Consider the following 16,542-nt stretch of genomic DNA (forward strand, 5'->3'; position numbering starts at 1 on the left):
CCCCACCGCCGCCAGCCGCTGGCCAACTGTGGCCGCTGGTCGCGCGTGGCCGCTGGTCGAGCGTGGCCGGCTGACCATGGTCGGTGGTTGAGCACGGTCGCTGGTCGAGCTCACGCGGCCGTCTCAGGGTGAAGCTGGGTGAGTGGCACACCAGCGTGGAGTTTTGCCCGTGTTGGCGACGTTGGTGTGCCACTCGGCGGGCTGGTTTTCGGCGAGGGTGCTTGCGGTGGGGGCGGATCGGGGTCAGCGTGGGGGGATGGGTGGATTGCCGGAGGATTTGGAAGCGTTGCTGGTGGAGTACGGGCGGCATTTGCGGTTGGGGCGGAATCGGTCGGCGCATACGGAGCGGGCGTATGTGGGGGATGCGCGGTCGTTGCTGGAGCATTTGCTGGCGCGGTCGGCGGATTCGGGGGTGGGGGAGCTGGATTTGGCGTTGCTGCGGTCGTGGCTGGCGGAGCAGGCGGCCGGTGGGGCGGCGCGGACGACCATGGCGCGGCGGTCGTCGTCGGCGCGGACTTTCACCGGGTGGCTGGCGCATACGGGGCGGTTGAAGGTGGATCCGGGGCCGCGGCTGGGGTCGCCGCGTGCGCATCGGGTGTTGCCCGCGGTACTCGGGAAGGAGCAGGCGAAGGCGGCCATGGCGGCGGCGGAATCGGGTGCGGCGCAGCATGATCCGATGGCCTTGCGGGATCGGCTGATCGTGGAGATGCTGTACGCCACCGGGATTCGCGTGAGTGAGCTGTGTGGTTTGGATATCGAGGACGTGGATCGGGAGCGCCGGTTGGTGCGGGTGCTGGGTAAGGGGAACAAGGAGCGTTCGGTGCCGTTCGGGGCGCCGGCCGATCGGGCACTGGAGCTGTGGTTGCAGTACGGGCGATCATCGTTCGCCACCCCGGAATCGGGGCGGGCACTGCTGCTCGGGCGACGCGGCAAGCGCATCGATCAGCGGCAGGCCAGAACGGTGGTGCACGAGGTGGTTTCCGCGATTCCGGGCGCACCCGATATGGGCCCGCACGGTTTCCGCCACACCGCCGCCACCCATCTACTCGAAGGTGGCGCCGACCTGCGCGTGGTCCAGGAGATCCTCGGCCACACCAGCCTGGCCACCACCCAGCTCTACACCCACGTCTCCATCGAACGCCTGAAGAAGGTCCACGACCAGGCGCACCCCCGTGCCTGATTCCTTCGAACGCATTGCGGGCCACCCCGATTCACCGGTCATCCTGCACGTACCCCACTCGTCACGCGTCATCCCGTCGGAGGTCCGCACCGGCATCCTGCTCGATGACGCCGCCCTGGAACTCGAACTCGATCACATCACCGACGCGCACACTGAACACCTGGCGGCCGCGGCCGCCGACCACATGCGAATCCGCCCCTGGCAGTTCGTGAACCGCCGCTCCCGCCTGGTCGTGGATCCGGAACGTTTCCCCGACGATCGCGAGGAAATGCTCACCGTCGGCATGGCCGCCGTCTACACCCGAACCACCCACCGCACTCCGCTCCGTCCTGGCGAGTTCGACCCGAACCCCTTGCTCGACACCTACTTCCACCCGTACGCCCGAGCCATGACCGACCTGGTCGCCGACCGCTTGGCCGCCACTGGCAGCGCCGTCATCCTCGACGTGCACTCCTATCCCTCCCGGCCGCTCCCGTACGAACTGCACGCGGACGGCCCCCGCCCGCCGATCTGCCTGGGCACCGACGACTTCCACACCCCACCCGCCCTGCTGGACCGGGCTCGCACCTGTCTCGGAGCGATCGGCGCGACCGCCACCGACACGCCGTTCGCGGGAACCTATGTGCCCCTGGACTATTACGTCACCGACCCCCGTGTCACCGCCCTCATGATCGAGATCCGCCGCGATGTCTATATGACGGAGCCCGGCGGCCCGCCCACCTCCGGATTTGCCGACCTCAGCAGGGCGCTCGCCGCCTTCGCGGACGAACTCGCCTGATCGCCGCCCGCCGCCCGCCGCCGCGCCGTACGGAGTTCGATCCAGCTGACAGCCTCGCGATCAATCAGCTGACCGGTCTCGAATTGTCACTACTGCCGACTGTCCTTGTCACTACTGCCGACTGTCCTTGTCAGTGGTGCCGACTGTCCTTGTAAGTGGTGCAAGCTCATGTTCGGCAAGACCCTCGCAGGTAACGGCCAGCGCTGCTCCGCACTGGTGAGAGCGCGGAATCATTCCGGGCGCGACGCCGTTGACCTGACAGGTCGAACATCTCCGTCCGACGCGGCGCACACGCCGGCACTCACGATGGGTTCCCGTACCTCGACCGCAGCACAGCGCTCGGACGAGTTGCACGGTGCCAACCGAGTCCGTTCGGACCCGGTATACCTCCGCCATATCGCGAACGTATCGACGAGCTATCGGAGATCGTGCTACGGTTACTTAGGTAATCCTAATTCATGGAGGTACTGGTTGTGGCTCGCCCACGTACGACCCTCGTAGTGCAGAACACCGTCCGGCTCACCGATCACCTGATCCGCGTGCGCCTGGGCGGCCCCGGGTTCGCGGCCTTCCAGCCGAACGCCTTCACCGACGCCTACGTCAAGCTCGTCTTCCCGGGCGCCGACGGCGAAACCGTCCGGACCTACACCGTGCGCGAGGTGGACGCCGCCGCGCAGGAGATCGTCATCGACTTCGTCTACCACGGTGACGAGGGCGTGGCCGGACCGTGGGCGGCCACCGCGGAACCCGGCGACAGCATCGAATTGATGGGCCCCGGTGGCGCTTACGCCCCGCGCGCGGACGCCGACTGGCATCTGCTCGCCGGTGACGAGAGCGCCCTGCCCGCCATCGCCGCCGCCTGCGCCGCCCTGCCCGCCGATGCCGTCGGCTCGGTATTCCTGGAGGTCGGCGGTCCCGCCGACGAATTGTTCTTCCCCTATCCCGAAGGCGTGGAGCGCATCTGGGTTCACCGTGGCGACGCCGAACCCGGCGAACGCCTCGCCGCGGCGGTCAAGGCCGCACCGTGGCGCGACGGCCAGGTCCAGGTGTTCATCCACGGTGAGGCGCAGGCGGTCATGCACGAGCTGCGCCCCTACATCCGCAAGGAGCGCGGGATCACCGCCGAATGGGCGTCCTCGATCTCCGGGTACTGGCGGCGCGGCCGCACCGAAGAGGGTTTCCGCCGCTGGAAGTCCGAACTGGCGGAGCAGGAGAAGGCCGCCACCGCGGGCGTCTGAAGCCTTGCGTCCCAGTCGATGTGGTGGTTTCGCGGCCACCGCATCGGCTGGTAGCCCGGAATATGCTCGACGCGCGTGGATTCGGTCCGTAGCGTCCATTTCATGACCGCCGACCGATCCACCGAGACCCCGTCCCTGCGTGACCGCCTGCGCGCGGCCGTGCCCGTGGCCATGAAGGCCCGCGATCGCACGGCGACAGCCGCACTCCGCTCGGCCCTGGCCGCGATCGACAATGCGGAAGCGGTCGACGGATCGGATGTACAGGCGGGCGCGATCGAATCCAGTGCCGTCGGCCTCGGCGCAGCGGAACGCGAGCGCCGCATTCTCACCGAAGCCGATATCGAAGCCATCGTCCGGGCCGAAATCGCCGACCGCCGCACCGCCGCAAGCGAATACGACGGGCTGAGCGGAGGGGCCGAGCGCGCCGCATCCCTGCGCGCCGAGGCGGCTGCCCTCACTGCGCAACTCGACTCCTGATACCGCCGGTTCAGTGCTGGGGTACGAGGGCGGCGATGTAGCGCCCGGCGAACCAACGCTGAATAAGTCGCACCACCGGTGCGCCCAGCCGCACGTACCAGGTTCCCGGTCGCGAAAATGCCGCCACCACGCCGTAAACCGATTCATCGGCCGGATCGAACTCGACGGCGAACAACTCCTCACCGATCTCGGGATGCCGGGGCAAGGTGCCATAGGCGAATCCGCGTCGATCGGGCTCGTTCACCACGTAAACGACCCGGCAGCGCGCGGTGATGCCGATGGGCCCCGGCCCCAGCCGGATCGTCATCTCGGTGCCCGGCTCCGCGGTCGGCGTGCTCGCGTCGTGAAAGACGTTCGTACCCCGCTGCATTCGATACGCCAGGATCTGCTCGCCCGCGCTCTCGAACAACGCCCGCCCCGAACCGATCCGCCGCCGCAACCGGAAATGGTCGTATCCGGCCGGGAACTCACCCGCCGTGGCACCGACCTCCGGATAGCTGAACGGCACCGCCGCTGACTCCTGCGTCATGACCCCATCCTGAACCCGCGTCCGGAGTCTCGACAGGGCAATCAGCCGTGAGTCGCGTCTCGCCGGTCGCCACGAGCGGTTTCAATCGAATCGGGATCGCGCGCAGCAGACCGAGCGGATCCAGATAGTCGCCGTCGCGGCGCAAGCCCCAATGCAGGCAGGCCGCGACCGGGCATCCTTCGTGCCCGCCCGCCAGCACCCCGATCGCCTCACCGTGAATCACCCTGCGCCCCACCGTGACCGAGGCGGTGACCGGCTCGTATGTGGTGCGCAGCCCACCGGCGTGATCGACGGAGACCACCGGTTTGCCCGCCACGGTCCCCGCGAACACCACGATCCCGTCACCCGCCGCGAGCACCGGATCTCCCGTAATCCCGGCCAGATCCACTCCCCGATGCCCGGGCAGCCAGTTCTGCGCGGGTTTGTCGAACGCCCGCACCACCGTCGGCCGCGGTCGTAGCGGCCACTCGAACCGCTCACCGGGCGCCGCCACGCACACCGGCGCGGCGACCAGCACGATCGGCAACCACCCGAACACGATCCACATCAGGCGCATGCCCTCAGCCTCCGCGCACGCCCACCCGCCCGGAACCCCGTGATCGGCGAGTGTGGATAACACGCACGCCTGTGAAAATTGGCAGGGCGCGCTTCCTCCGCCCCCGATACACCCCGCCGCAACCTCGCTACCAGCACTCGAGCCCGCCGAATCAGCCTGCTCGAGGGGGCGATTTCTCCTCCCGGTAACCCCTGCGTAGACTGGTCCAGCGGTTTGCGTTGCGTGCAGACCGACTTCGCGCGCCTACATCGAAGGCCGTCGGCTGGTCCCCTGAAATCTTTCGGAGGGTTCCGGTGGCTGTGGGCGCCAGGGCAGGGATCGCCGATTCCTGTGTCAACCAGCAACAAAGGAGTAACGAGAGCCATGGCTGTCGTAACTATGAAGCAGCTGCTCGACAGCGGCGCGCACTTCGGTCACCAGACCCGTCGGTGGAACCCGAAGATGAAGCGGTTCATCTTCACCGACCGCAACGGCATCTACATCATCGACCTGCAGCAGACGCTGACCTACATCGACAAGGCCTACGAGTTCGTCAAGGAGACCGTTGCCCACGGCGGCACCGTCCTCTTCGTCGGCACCAAGAAGCAGGCCCAGGAGTCGATCGCGGCCGAGGCGACTCGCGTCGGGATGCCCTACGTGAACCAGCGCTGGCTGGGCGGCATGCTCACCAACTTCTCGACCGTCCACAAGCGCCTGCAGCGCCTGAAGGAGCTCGAGGCCATGGAGCAGACCGGTGGCTTCGAAGGTCGCACCAAGAAGGAAATCCTCATGCTGACGCGTGAGAAGACCAAGCTGGAGCGCACCCTCGGCGGCATCCGGGACATGGCCAAGGTGCCTTCGGCCATCTGGGTGGTCGACACCAACAAGGAGCACATCGCCGTCGGTGAGGCTCGCAAGCTGAACATCCCGGTCATCGCGATCCTGGACACCAACTGCGATCCCGACCTGGTCGACTACCCGATCCCGGGTAACGACGACGCGATCCGTTCCGCCGCGCTGCTGACCAAGGTCGTGGCTTCCGCGGTCGCCGAGGGTGTGCAGGCCCGTGCCTCGCGCGCCGGTGGCGATTCGAAGCCTGAGGCCGGCGCCGGCGAGCCGCTCGCCGAGTGGGAGCAGGAGCTGCTGGCTCAGGCCGCCCCCGCCGCCGAGACCGTCGAGACCGCTGCCGAGGCGGAGCTGAAGGAAGAGCCGGCGGGCAAGACCCCGGCCGACTTCTGATCCACGCCCACCAGGCATCTGTTCACCTTGCCGACCGTTCTAGTTCGCTAGCGGTCGGCAAGGTGTGACCCCCACAGACTTTCACTCACAAAGGGAGGCTCGCCCGAGATGGCGAACTACACCGCCGCCGATGTGAAGCGGCTCCGCGAGCTCACCGGCTCCGGCATGATGGACTGCAAGAAGGCGCTCGAGGAGAACGGCGGCGACTTCGACAAGGCCGTCGAGTTCCTGCGCATCAAGGGCGCCAAGGACGTTGGCAAGCGTGCCGAGCGCGCCACCGCCGAGGGCCTGGTCGCCGCGCAGGACGGCGTCCTGGTGGAGATCAACTCCGAGACCGACTTCGTGGCCAAGAACGCGGAGTTCCAGGAGCTGGCCAACGCCATCGTCGCGGCTGCCGCCAAGGCTCGCCCGGCCGATCTGGACGCCCTGAAGGCCGTCGAGCTGGACAACGGCAAGACCGCCGACGCCGCCCTGCAGGAGCTGGCCGCCAAGATCGGCGAGAAGCTCGAGCTGCGCCGCGTCGCCGCCTTCGACGGCAACACCACCGTCTACCTGCACAAGCGCGCCACCGACCTGCCGCCCGCCGTCGGCGTCCTGGTCGAGTACACCGGTGAAGGCGATGCCGCCGCCGAGGTCGCCCGCGCCGCCGCCATGCAGGTCGCCGCGCTCAAGGCCAAGTACGTCACCCGCGATGAGGTTCCGGCCGACCTGGTCGAGAAGGAGCGCTCCATCGCCGAGGCGACCGCCCGCGAAGAGGGCAAGCCCGAAGCCGCCCTGGCGAAGATCACCGAGGGTCGCGTCAACGGCTTCTACAAGGACGTCGTCCTGCTGGAGCAGGCGTCCGTCACCGATTCCAAGAAGACCGTCAAGGCGCTTCTGGACGAGGCCGGCGTGACCATCACCCGCTTCGCTCGCTTCGAGGTCGGCCAGGCGTAATCGCCTGACAAAGCCCGAAAAGGCCCTCCGCGCATCGTCTTCCGATGCCCGGAGGGCCTTTTCGTCGTTCGGCCTAGCCGGGGGACGGGGTGCCGACGCAGGCGTTCGATCCGACCGCGCAGCCGATGTCGAAGATCTTCGCGAGAATCTGCATGAAGGGGTAGGCCGCGTTCCATGCGATCTGGGCGCTCAGCGAGCTGCTGCCGGTCGAGGGAGGGGTGCTGTCCGCTGCCGCCGGACCGGCGGTGGCGACCAGCGCGGCGCTGACCGCGACAGCGGCGACGCCGAGCCTGAGGGCGCGAGATGGGGGGTTCATGCCGCTCAAGATATCTGAAGTGATTGTATTTCATAGTGTTTCGGCGCCCCCGGAAATCGGGACGCCGAACCCGCGTCGCTCGTTCAGCCGACCGGACGATTCTGCAAGGCCGTCAACTGGTGGATGTCGTGCTTCAAACGCAGCTCCCCGATCAACTCGGGTGTGGCCTCGCCCGAGATCAGCAGTTCGCTCAGCTCGGCCAGGTACTTCTCGTGGCCGGACGGCGTCACCATGAACAACATCTTGGCCATGCTGGTGCCGGGGTTGTAGAAGGCGTGCGGGCAACCGGCCGGCACGTACATGAAAGCGCCTGGGCCGCCGCGGAATACGGTGGTGCCGTCCTCGGCTTCCCAGGTGGTCCAGTCGCCGACCGCTTCGGCGGCGGGGTGGAAGGCCAGTAGTTCGAGTTCGCCCTCGACCACGTAGAAGATCTCTTCGGCGTGGCCGTGCCAGTGCGCGCCGACGTCGAAACCCGGTGGGACCTCGGCCTCGAAAGCGGACCAGGCATCGGAGCTTTCCGCGCCGACCTTGAGGGTCATGGTGGGCTGAACCTTGTCGCCCGCGCCGGGCGGCAGCAAGAGGCCGTTACTGGCCAGCAATCCATCGGTCACGGTGGGCTCCTCAGAGTTTCCAGTCGGTGGCGGCGATCCACGCTTCGAGGGTCCGCAGTTCGGGGAGGGCTGCGCGCAAAGGCGCCACGTCGATCGATTCGGGATGTTCGTTGAAGTAGGCGAACATCTTTCCCACCTGCGGGTCGAAGGCGCTGATCGCGGCGATCGGCACCTGCACCACCCGGGCGGGCAATCCGGCCGCGCGCCCGAAGGTCTCGGCGATCTGCCGGGGCGTCAGCACATCACCGGCAAGCCCGACGGCCCGGCCGATGTACTCCTCCGGCCACTCGAACGCCAGCGCCGCGTACCGCCCGATATCGTCGATGGCGATGAGCGGCATGGGCGTATCGGGTGCGACCGCCAGCGACAGCACCAGTTCGTCCCCGTCCCGCACGGGCTTGCTGAAGGTCGCGAAATTGTCCATGAACGACACCGGCCGCAGCATGGTCGCGGGCAGTCCGAGCGCCCGGATGTGCTCCTCGATGTGCTGCTTCGCGTCGTAATACTCGATCCCCGAACCGGAATCGACGCCATTGAGCGAGCTGTACACGAAATGCGTGACCCCGGCCTTTGCCGCCAGCTCCGCGACCACCTTCCCGTGCCGCTCCTCGTCCGCGACCGCCTCCAGGCTGATGTTGTGCCCGCGCATCATGGTCAGCATCAGGAAGATGCCGTAGGCCCCGTCGATGGCCGCCCGCAGCGAATCCTCGTCGTCGAGATCGCCCCGGAACAGCTCCGCGCCCGCCGCCGCCAGCGCTCGCGCCGCATCCGAATCCGGATTCCGCACGAATGCCCGTACCGCCCAGCCTTTTTCGAGCAGCGCCCGCGCCGCCGCTCCGCCTTGCCGTCCGGTCGCCCCGATGACCAGTACCGGTCCCTTGTCGTTCGTCATGCCCTGCTCCCGCCGTTTCCGATCTGCTGATCACGGTAGGAACCCGCGCGCGAACCTGTCCTGGTGGCGATACTGCTACCCAAGCGATCTGTACAGGGGAAAGTCGAAATGATAAGCGGCAACGGCAATCCCGCCGGCGGTGAACGGCACGGCGAGCTCGGCCGGTTCCTGCGCGCCCAGCGCGAGCGCCTGCAACCCGCCGACGTCGGCATCAATCCATACGGCGATCCGGCCCGCCGTCGCACGCCCGGCCTGCGGCGTGAGGAGGTCGCCGAACTCTCCGGCGTCGGCCTGACCTGGTACACCTGGCTGGAACAGGGCCGCGAGGTGGACGCCAGCCGCCAGGTCATCGATGCCCTGGCCCGCACCCTGCGCCTGGACCCGGATCAGCATCGCCATCTGCGCCTGCTGGCCGGGCTGGCCGCCCCGTACGAGGAGTATTCGGCCGCCGATCGCGCCCGCCTGCAGTGGCTGGTGGATTCGATGCTGCCCAGCATCAGCGCCGTCTACGATCCGGCCTTCGATTTCCTGGTCTGGAATCGCGCCTACGCGCTGGCCCGCCGCGACCCGATGCACATGCCCGCCGAGCGCCGCAATCTGCTCTGGATGATGTTCACCGACACCGTGAATCGCGCCATGATGCCGCATTGGGAGAACGCCGCCCGCGCCGTCATCGCCCAGTTGCGCGAGGCGCTCGGCCGCCGCCCGGAGGATCCGCGTCTGGCCGCCCTGGTCGCCGGTCTGAGCGAGGCCAGCCCCGAGTTCCGGGAATGGTGGTCGGACTATCGCGTCCGGGGATTCCGCCCGGCCGGTATCCGAATCGAGCACCCCGTCGCCGGGGCAATCGAACTGGAGGTATTTCAACTACGCCCGGTGGAAGACCCGAACCTGCTGCTGGTGACCCAGATCCCCGCCACGCCCGAGGCCCAGCGTCGCATCGCCGCCCTCCTCGACGGCTCCGAAACCGGACAATGAACCCGCGAATTCCCGCCGGGAACGAGGGTCGCCTCACCAACGCGACCACTCGTGAGGCAGGATAGACAAAGCTTGTTGCCGTCCCGTGCGATTCGCTTGCGCCGGGATGGTCTTTTCATGTGCGTGCACCACGCGCGTCTGCCGAGGATAAGGAGACCGATGACGGACCCGGATACGGCGCCCGACCGCAAGGGCTATCGCCGAGTGCTCCTCAAACTGGGTGGCGAGATGTTCGGCGGTGGCGGGGTCGGCCTCGATCCCGATGTGGTTCAGACGGTCGCCGAACAGATCGCGGAAGTAGTCGAGGACGGCGTGCAGGTCGCGGTCGTGATCGGCGGCGGCAATTTCTTCCGCGGCGCCGAACTCGAGGAGCGCGGCATGGAACGCGCCCGCTCGGACTACATGGGCATGCTCGGTACGGTCATGAATTCCCTTGCGCTGCAGGACTTCCTGCAGAAGCAGGGCATCGACACCCGAGTGCAGACCGCCATCACCATGGGCCAGGTCGCCGAACCGTACCTGCCGTTGCGCGCCAAGCGGCACCTGGAGAAGGGCCGCGTGGTCATCTTCGGCGCCGGGATGGGCATGCCGTACTTCTCGACCGACACCACCGCCGCCCAGCGCGCGCTGGAAATCGGCGCGGAAGTCGTCTTGATGGCCAAGGCCGTCGACGGCGTCTTCACCGCGGACCCCCGCGAGGACCCGGACGCCACCATGTTCACCGAGGTCACGCACAAGGAAGTCCTGGAACGGGGCCTGAAGGTGGCCGACGCCACCGCGTTCAGCCTGTGCATGGACAACCAGATGCCGATGCTGGTGTTCAATCTTCTGACCAAGGGAAATATCGCCCGTGCGGTCGCCGGTGAGAAAATCGGCACGCTGGTCCGTTCGTGACCGCCAAAGACACGATGACGCTGTGGAGGAATCGCCGTGATTGAAGAAGCGCTCTTCGACGCCGAGGAAAAGATGGAAAAGGCCGTCTCGGTGGCGAAGGACGATCTGGGTTCCATTCGGACCGGCCGGGCGAATCCGGGCATGTTCGCCCGCGTCGTCGTCGACTACTACGGGACGCCGACCCCGATCACCCAGATGTCGTCCATCTCCTCGCCCGAGCCGCGCATGCTCGTCATCAAGCCCTACGAGGCCGGACAGCTGCGTGATATCGAGACCGCCATCCGCAATTCGGATCTGGGCGTCAACCCGACCAACGACGGCCACATCATTCGCGTGCTGGTGCCGCAGCTGACCGAGGAACGCCGCCGGGAGATGGTCAAGCAGGCCAAGTCCAAGGGCGAGGACGCCAAGATCGCGATCCGCAATGTGCGCCGCAAGACCATGGACGAGCTCGGCCGCATCCAGAAGGACGGCGAAGCGGGCGAGGACGAGGTCGGCCGCGCCGAGAAGGATCTCGACAAGACCACGCAGAAGTACGTCGCGAGCATCGACGAACTGGTGAAGCACAAGGAAGCCGAACTGCTCGAGGTCTAGACGGCCGGATCATCCGGCCGGGGGTAGGGACGAACGGACGACAAGTGAGCGACGGGACAATCGTGGCCGAAGATACTGCCGCCACCGACGCGGCGACCCCGCCGGACGAGGGGGGTGCGGGGGCGACCCCGGCGCCCGCGCCCAAGTCCAAGGCCGGACGTAATCTGCCGGCGGCGCTGGCGGTCGGGTTCGGGCTGGGGTTGTCCCTCATCGCGATCCTGCTGTGGGCGCCCAAGGTGCTCGTCGGCGTGATCGCGGTGGCGATGGCGGTGGCGACCTGGGAGGTCGCCAAACGGCTGCGCGAAGCCGATGTGCTGGTGCCGCGGGTGCCGCTGCTGGTGGGCGGGCAGGCCATCATCTGGCTGGCCTGGCCGGCCGGGCCGCAGGGGGTGGTGGGCGCGTTCGGCGCCACCGCATTGACGGTGATGGTGTGGCGGCTGTTCGACCACGGGCTGACCGCGACCCCGCGAAACTATCTGCGCGACACCGCGATCAGTATTTTCGTGCTGGCCTGGGTGCCTTTGCTGGCGTCCTTCGCGGTGCTGCTGCTCGATCAGGAGGGCGGCAACCTGCGGGTGCTGACCTTCATGATCCTGGTGGTGTGCTCGGACGTCGGCGGGTACGTGGCGGGCGTGCTGTTCGGCAAGCATCCGATGGTGCCGCACATCAGCCCCAAGAAGTCCTGGGAGGGTTTCGCCGGGTCGCTGGTGTTCAGCGTGATCGGCGGCCTGCTGACGGTAACCCTGCTGCTGCAGGCCAATTCGATGATCGGCGTGCTGCTGGGCGTGGGCCTGGTACTGGTGGCGACCAGTGGCGACCTGATCGAATCGCAGGTCAAGCGGGAGCTGGGGATCAAGGACATGGGCACGCTGCTGCCCGGGCACGGCGGGATCATGGATCGCCTGGATTCGATGCTGCCGTCGGCGTTCGTGTCGTGGCTGGTGCTGACCGCGCTGCTCTGAAGTGAACTTCCGAAAGGGGTCCGGCGGGTTGAATCCGCCGGACCCCTTTGTCGATCCGCTGCTATTTGGTGGCCTTCTTCGCCGCGCGGCGCAGCTGCAGAATGCGGTAGCCGCCGACCAGCGCGGTGCCGAGCGCGCCGACGATGACGGCCAGCAGCACCAGGATGCCGATCGGCAGATTCCAGGTCCAGACGAAGAACTCGACCTTGGACTGCTCCAGGTTCTGCAGGATGAAAACCAGCACCAGGATGCCCAGAACCGCGGCGAACACCAGCCCGACCCAGGCATAACCCGCCCGGGTCTTCAGTACACCCTGTCCCTTTTGCTTGGAAGATCCCTGGCTCGGCGTCGGGTCGGCCCCCGAGGCGGGAATATCGGCGGTGGTCATGCGTCGATCATTGCCGATCGCTATGACCGGTGCACGCATATCGCCCCTTATCTCCGGTATGTCGCCTCAGCTGGGTGTTTGCCGCGAATGTGACGAGCGGCTCGCACCCCGCCGCCCCGGAATCGGATTCCGGATGGAACACTGGAAGGGTTATGACTGCCACCCCCTTGCCCCTCGTTTTCGATGCCCCGCGCCGTGGTCTCCCGCCCCGGCATCTAGCCGACCTCGATTCGGCCGAACGACGCAAGGTGGTCGAGGAGCTGGGCCTGCCCAAGTTCCGCGCCGACCAGATCGCCCGGCAGTACTACGGCCGCCTGGTCGCCGACCCCGAGCAGATGACCGACCTCCCCGAAGCCATGCGCTCGAAGGTCGCCGACGCTTTGTTCCCGAAGCTGCTCACCGAAGTCCGGCACGTGGTCTGTGACGACGGCACCACCCGCAAGACCCTGTGGCGCGCGGGCGACGGCACGTTGCTGGAAAGCGTTCTCATGCGCTACACCGACCGCAACACCCTCTGCATCTCCAGCCAGGCCGGCTGCGGCATGGCCTGCCCCTTCTGCGCCACCGGCCAAGCGGGCCTGAACCGCAACCTGTCCACCGCCGAAATCGTCGACCAGGTCCGCGCGGCAGCCGCGTCCCTGCGCGACGGCGAAGTCTCCGGCGGCCCCGGGCGCCTGTCCAACATCGTCTTCATGGGCATGGGCGAGCCCCTCGCCAACTACAAGCGCGTGGTGAACGCGGTCCGCCGCATCACCTCCCCGGCCCCCGACGGCCTGGGCATCTCCCAGCGCAACGTGGTGGTGTCGACGGTCGGCCTGGCCCCCGCCATCCGCAAACTCGCCGACGAAGACCTCTCGGTAACCCTCGCCGTCTCCCTCCACACCCCCGACGACGAACTCCGAGACACCTTGGTGCCGGTCAACAATCGCTGGCCCGTCGCCGAAGTCCTCGACGCCGCCCGCTATTACGCCGACAAATCCGGCCGCCGCGTCTCCATCGAATACGCGTTGATCCGCGACATCAACGACCAGCCCTGGCGTGCCGACATGCTCGGCAAGAAACTCCACAAGGCCCTCGGTTCCCGAGTCCACGTGAATCTCATCCCGCTGAACCCCACCCCGGGCAGCAAGTGGGACGCCTCCCCGAAACCCGTGGAACGCGAATTCGTTCGCCGCGTGGAGGCCCAGGGCGTGCCCTGCACCGTCCGCGACACCCGCGGCCAGGAAATCGCCGCCGCCTGCGGTCAGCTGGCCGCCGAGGGGTGAGTTTCGCGCTGGGCCCCGGGCTATTCGGGTCCACCGAGAACTGGCCGGCCAATCGGGTATCGAACGATGAGCTGGCGTGTCGGCTCGCGTTAGTTCCGGTGGACGAAATAGTCGACTACGTTGTCCACCCGAACAATCCCTGGCACCACCGCTTCTCGTGCGCTCGTGCTCTTCATGCTCGAACCCCTTTCGATCGAGCGGACTCGCTGCTGAGTGTGGTCCGGAACGACGCTGACGAGGAAATGGTCCGTCTCCAGGTGATCCGTTTGCTCTGCTCGTTCCAGGGACCGCACAGTCGCGCCTTGCTGGACTGGTTGCGGGAGCCTTCGGGGTTCGAGAATTCGGTTCGCGCACAGACCGAATTCCTCACTGCCCGCGCCGCATTGGGTGATGTCGATGCCGCTCGCCCGCTCCTCGCCGCGGTCGGCGATTCGTATATCGGCATGGACGAGGAGAAGGCAATAATCGCACTGATCGTCCGCTATGGACTGCCTGGGGTCCTCGATGTCGACTCGCCTCGAACGCTCATGCTCACGGGAGGCACCAGCGCCGCACGCAGGCTAGGCGTGCGGCTGTGCGAGCAGACCGGAATCGATATCACGCCGGCATTGGCGGATCCTTCCGTGATCGTGGCGCGCGATGCCTACGACCTCGCGGTCGCGCACGGACCACATCGAGATTTCGATCGACTGCCGGAGGTTATCGCGCTGGCCGCGCAACCAGGCCCCGGCCGGTTCTGGGCATTGGCGGTGGCGGCCGCGCGCGGACGCATAGAGCTGGTCCGCGCGGTTTGGGAGGAACTGGGTTCTCCCCGCGTCGAACTGCCGCGGGTTCCGGCGGATGTGCGCGCCGCAATCCTGCGTCACTACGTGCCGGCTGGCTCGCGCACCGACCCGCGCTGGTTGATCGAAGCAGCTCTGCTCGCACCCGTCGCGGCACCGGACGAAGGCGACCTGGTGAACCGTGCCGTCGCCGCGCTGGCTGCCGCCGGATTGCGCCCAGGACAACCGATTTCGGCGGCCGAAGAGTGGCGGCAAGGAGCCGGAACCTACTACGGCATCGAGACCTCGGCCGGGCGTGTCACGGTCAGCACCCTCGGGCCGTTCGTCCGGGTGTTCGGCGATGTCGGCGAGGTACAGGCTGCGCTGCCGGAATTCCGCCATATCGACGAAGAGCTGGCCCGTACCGTATTTACCGGCCTGGCGGCTTCCGACTTCGGTGGTCCCGGACCGCAACCGATCGGACAACTGCTTTTCAACTGGCACGATTGATCCGCATCTCCACTCGGCCACAAGAACAAATCAGGTAGTCGACTACTCATCTGGTGTGCGGCCGTGACTGCCACAATTCGGATGTGGAGCAGCTGGTTATCCTCCACCCGCCGGAATTGGCGGGCAAGGTACTGCGACTGAATTCGGGGCGGCAGGTCATAGGTCGCGGAGCGCGTGCCGATCTGCGAATCGACGATCAACATGTCAGTTCGGCGCATGCTGTCGTTTGCGGTCAAGGCGGCCGGTTCACGGTGGAGGATCTCGGTTCCTCGAACGGGACCTGGATCGGCGGCGAATCATTCGGGGGCCCAGCGAACTTCACGACGGGGACGTCGTTTCGTTCGGCAGCATCGAAGCGCGCTTCGAGCAATCGTCGGGTCCGTCGACCATCCGCCTGGATCAGGAAGCGCTGCGCCGGCGATCGACCAATCGGGTGCGCTATGACATCGGCCAGCAATCCGGCCATCAGATCAACAATGTCGGGCGCGACCAATACAACAGCTATATCCAGCAACGCGAAAGTTTTCTGCGTGAAGCGGCGGCCTCCCGCACCAAAGCCCGCTTCGTCTTCTGGATCGGCCTGTTCCTCACGATCGGCGGCATCGGCGGCTACGCCTATTTCCTCCTGAAGGCCATCGGCCAAGCCGGCACCGACTTCCAAAACGCCACCGAATCAACGTCTTTCCCCATCTTCGGCCCCGACACCAGCCTCGGCGTCCCCGCCGGCATCCTCTGCTTCGGCGTAGCCCTGATCGGCAACATCCTCTTCTTCGTCGGCCTGATCATGTGGATAGTCGCCGTCGCCCGCGCCCGCAAAGTCGACACCGACCCCCGCCACGCCTGGAACACACCCCGCTACTAAGGAACCCCAGTGACCTTCAACATCGGCTCCCAGCAAGGGAACATCAACAACGTCGGCCGCGACCAAACCATCTACGGCGGTCAGCACGGCACCTTCACCCAAATCCAGGACTCCGCAACCGAACTCGCGGAAACCCTCCGCCGCCTGGGCCTGGCCCAACCCGCCGCCGAGGCGGAAGCGGTCCGCCGAGAACTGGCCCAACCCCAACCCAACCGCGAAAGCATCGCCAACCGTCTCACCCGAATCGCCCAGTCGATGACCGCAATGGCAGGCGCGGCCGCCGCCGTCCAAGCCCCACTGGTGGCCCTCGCACATTGGCTAGGCGGCCTCGGTGGCCCGATCCTGCTGGCCCTAGGCCTTTAGCCGGATCGACTGCCCCGCCTGGATTTTCGTGTCGGACCGGCTTCTTATGCGCTGCCTGTGTCACATATCTTGCATCGGGTACAACGGCCTACCCGATGAGATCGCAGAGTTGGCCGACGGTATGAACGGGGAGACCGACCTCCCGTACGCCGAATGGAACGGGTGGGGTCAGCTCGACAAGGAGTACTGCGCGAGAAAGCTGGCCGAGTGGGAGGCCATTGTCGCAGGGCCGATGAT

General features: G+C 67.0%; 19 protein-coding genes and 2 pseudogenes. 15 read left to right on the forward strand and 6 right to left on the reverse strand.

Features of this window, described 5'->3' with window-relative positions:
• The first annotated feature begins 256 nt into the window (after positions 1-256).
• The 4 genes from LTV02_RS01550 to LTV02_RS01565 all read left to right on the forward strand — a co-directional run bounded on the left by LTV02_RS01550 (position 257) and on the right by LTV02_RS01565 (position 3,673).
• On the forward strand, positions 257-1,180 hold the full coding sequence (locus tag LTV02_RS01550) for a tyrosine recombinase XerC (RefSeq protein ID WP_233037330.1): 924 nt from the start codon (positions 257-259) through the stop codon (positions 1,178-1,180).
• Positions 1,173-1,958 (forward strand): N-formylglutamate amidohydrolase, encoded by a 786-nt coding sequence (locus LTV02_RS01555; RefSeq protein ID WP_233037332.1) that lies wholly within the window; start codon positions 1,173-1,175, stop codon positions 1,956-1,958. Before LTV02_RS01550 ends, LTV02_RS01555 begins: the two co-directional genes overlap by 8 nt.
• 458 nt (positions 1,959-2,416) lie before the next feature.
• A complete protein-coding gene (locus LTV02_RS01560; protein WP_233037334.1) occupies positions 2,417-3,196 on the forward strand; it encodes a siderophore-interacting protein in 780 nt (259 codons plus the stop codon).
• 102 nt (positions 3,197-3,298) lie between these two features.
• Positions 3,299-3,673: a GatB/YqeY domain-containing protein gene (locus tag LTV02_RS01565; RefSeq protein ID WP_233037336.1), complete on the forward strand. Its 375-nt coding sequence runs from the start codon at positions 3,299-3,301 to the stop codon at positions 3,671-3,673.
• A 10-nt stretch (positions 3,674-3,683) separates the two neighbouring features.
• Here the strand turns inward: LTV02_RS01565 and LTV02_RS01570 are convergent, their stop codons facing one another.
• Together LTV02_RS01570 and LTV02_RS01575 are read right to left on the reverse strand one after the other, a co-directional pair.
• On the reverse strand, positions 3,684-4,202 hold the full coding sequence (locus LTV02_RS01570) for a DUF1990 family protein (RefSeq protein WP_233037338.1): 519 nt from the start codon (positions 4,200-4,202) through the stop codon (positions 3,684-3,686).
• A 73-nt stretch (positions 4,203-4,275) separates the two neighbouring features.
• Positions 4,276-4,749: pseudogene (locus LTV02_RS01575) on the reverse strand (M23 family metallopeptidase); the annotation flags it as partial.
• Between the two features lie 372 nt (positions 4,750-5,121).
• On the opposite strand from LTV02_RS01575, the gene rpsB reads away from it, so the two are divergent.
• Together rpsB and tsf are read left to right on the forward strand one after the other, a co-directional pair.
• Positions 5,122-5,976, forward strand: coding sequence for a 30S ribosomal protein S2 (gene rpsB / locus LTV02_RS01580; protein ID WP_067711357.1), 855 nt, complete (start codon positions 5,122-5,124; stop codon positions 5,974-5,976).
• Between the two features lie 108 nt (positions 5,977-6,084).
• The gene (gene tsf / locus LTV02_RS01585; protein ID WP_233037349.1) at positions 6,085-6,912 is read left to right on the forward strand and encodes a translation elongation factor Ts; all 828 of its coding nucleotides are present in this window, start codon (positions 6,085-6,087) and stop codon (positions 6,910-6,912) included.
• Between the two features lie 73 nt (positions 6,913-6,985).
• Here tsf and LTV02_RS01590 read toward each other — a convergent pair whose 3' ends face one another.
• The 3 genes from LTV02_RS01590 to LTV02_RS01600 form a co-directional block, all read right to left on the reverse strand.
• The gene (locus LTV02_RS01590; protein WP_233037351.1) at positions 6,986-7,228 is read right to left on the reverse strand and encodes a hypothetical protein; all 243 of its coding nucleotides are present in this window, start codon (positions 7,226-7,228) and stop codon (positions 6,986-6,988) included.
• A gap of 83 nt (positions 7,229-7,311) precedes the next feature.
• Positions 7,312-7,839: a cupin domain-containing protein gene (locus LTV02_RS01595; protein ID WP_233037353.1), complete on the reverse strand. Its 528-nt coding sequence runs from the start codon at positions 7,837-7,839 to the stop codon at positions 7,312-7,314.
• Positions 7,840-7,849: 10 nt separating this feature from the next.
• Entirely contained in the window at positions 7,850-8,731 is an 882-nt protein-coding gene (locus LTV02_RS01600) for an NmrA/HSCARG family protein (RefSeq protein WP_233037355.1), read from the reverse strand.
• Positions 8,732-8,839: 108 nt separating this feature from the next.
• Between LTV02_RS01600 and LTV02_RS01605 the strand changes: the two genes are divergently transcribed.
• The 4 genes from LTV02_RS01605 to LTV02_RS01620 all read left to right on the forward strand — a co-directional run bounded on the left by LTV02_RS01605 (position 8,840) and on the right by LTV02_RS01620 (position 12,156).
• Positions 8,840-9,706: a helix-turn-helix transcriptional regulator gene (locus tag LTV02_RS01605; RefSeq protein WP_233037364.1), complete on the forward strand. Its 867-nt coding sequence runs from the start codon at positions 8,840-8,842 to the stop codon at positions 9,704-9,706.
• Between the two features lie 159 nt (positions 9,707-9,865).
• Positions 9,866-10,600, forward strand: coding sequence for a UMP kinase (gene pyrH / locus LTV02_RS01610; RefSeq protein WP_067711369.1), 735 nt, complete (start codon positions 9,866-9,868; stop codon positions 10,598-10,600).
• 36 nt (positions 10,601-10,636) lie between these two features.
• Positions 10,637-11,194, forward strand: coding sequence for a ribosome recycling factor (gene frr / locus LTV02_RS01615; RefSeq protein WP_067711371.1), 558 nt, complete (start codon positions 10,637-10,639; stop codon positions 11,192-11,194).
• A gap of 44 nt (positions 11,195-11,238) precedes the next feature.
• Positions 11,239-12,156 carry a phosphatidate cytidylyltransferase gene (locus tag LTV02_RS01620; protein WP_408639324.1) on the forward strand — a complete coding sequence of 306 codons (918 nt, stop codon included), beginning with the start codon at positions 11,239-11,241 and terminating at the stop codon, positions 12,154-12,156.
• A gap of 61 nt (positions 12,157-12,217) precedes the next feature.
• Here LTV02_RS01620 and LTV02_RS01625 read toward each other — a convergent pair whose 3' ends face one another.
• Entirely contained in the window at positions 12,218-12,544 is a 327-nt protein-coding gene (locus tag LTV02_RS01625; protein ID WP_084534910.1) for a LapA family protein, read from the reverse strand.
• Between the two features lie 152 nt (positions 12,545-12,696).
• Between LTV02_RS01625 and rlmN the strand changes: the two genes are divergently transcribed.
• The 5 genes and pseudogenes from rlmN (at position 12,697) to LTV02_RS01645 (ending at position 16,305) form a co-directional block, all read left to right on the forward strand.
• Positions 12,697-13,809, forward strand: coding sequence for a 23S rRNA (adenine(2503)-C(2))-methyltransferase RlmN (gene rlmN / locus LTV02_RS01630; RefSeq protein ID WP_067711374.1), 1,113 nt, complete (start codon positions 12,697-12,699; stop codon positions 13,807-13,809).
• Positions 13,806-15,080 (forward strand): hypothetical protein, encoded by a 1,275-nt coding sequence (locus tag LTV02_RS01635; protein ID WP_233037366.1) that lies wholly within the window; start codon positions 13,806-13,808, stop codon positions 15,078-15,080. Before rlmN ends, LTV02_RS01635 begins: the two co-directional genes overlap by 4 nt.
• Before the next feature lie 83 nt (positions 15,081-15,163).
• Positions 15,164-15,349 (forward strand): annotated as a pseudogene (locus tag LTV02_RS39555) (FHA domain-containing protein); the annotation flags it as partial.
• A gap of 164 nt (positions 15,350-15,513) precedes the next feature.
• On the forward strand, positions 15,514-15,942 hold the full coding sequence (locus LTV02_RS01640) for a hypothetical protein (protein WP_233037368.1): 429 nt from the start codon (positions 15,514-15,516) through the stop codon (positions 15,940-15,942).
• 9 nt (positions 15,943-15,951) lie between these two features.
• A complete protein-coding gene (locus tag LTV02_RS01645; RefSeq protein ID WP_233037370.1) occupies positions 15,952-16,305 on the forward strand; it encodes a hypothetical protein in 354 nt (117 codons plus the stop codon).
• Positions 16,306-16,542: the final 237 nt, after the last annotated feature.

It is taken from the genome of Nocardia yamanashiensis (assembly GCF_021183565.1).
Taxonomy (GTDB): domain Bacteria; phylum Actinomycetota; class Actinomycetes; order Mycobacteriales; family Mycobacteriaceae; genus Nocardia; species Nocardia yamanashiensis.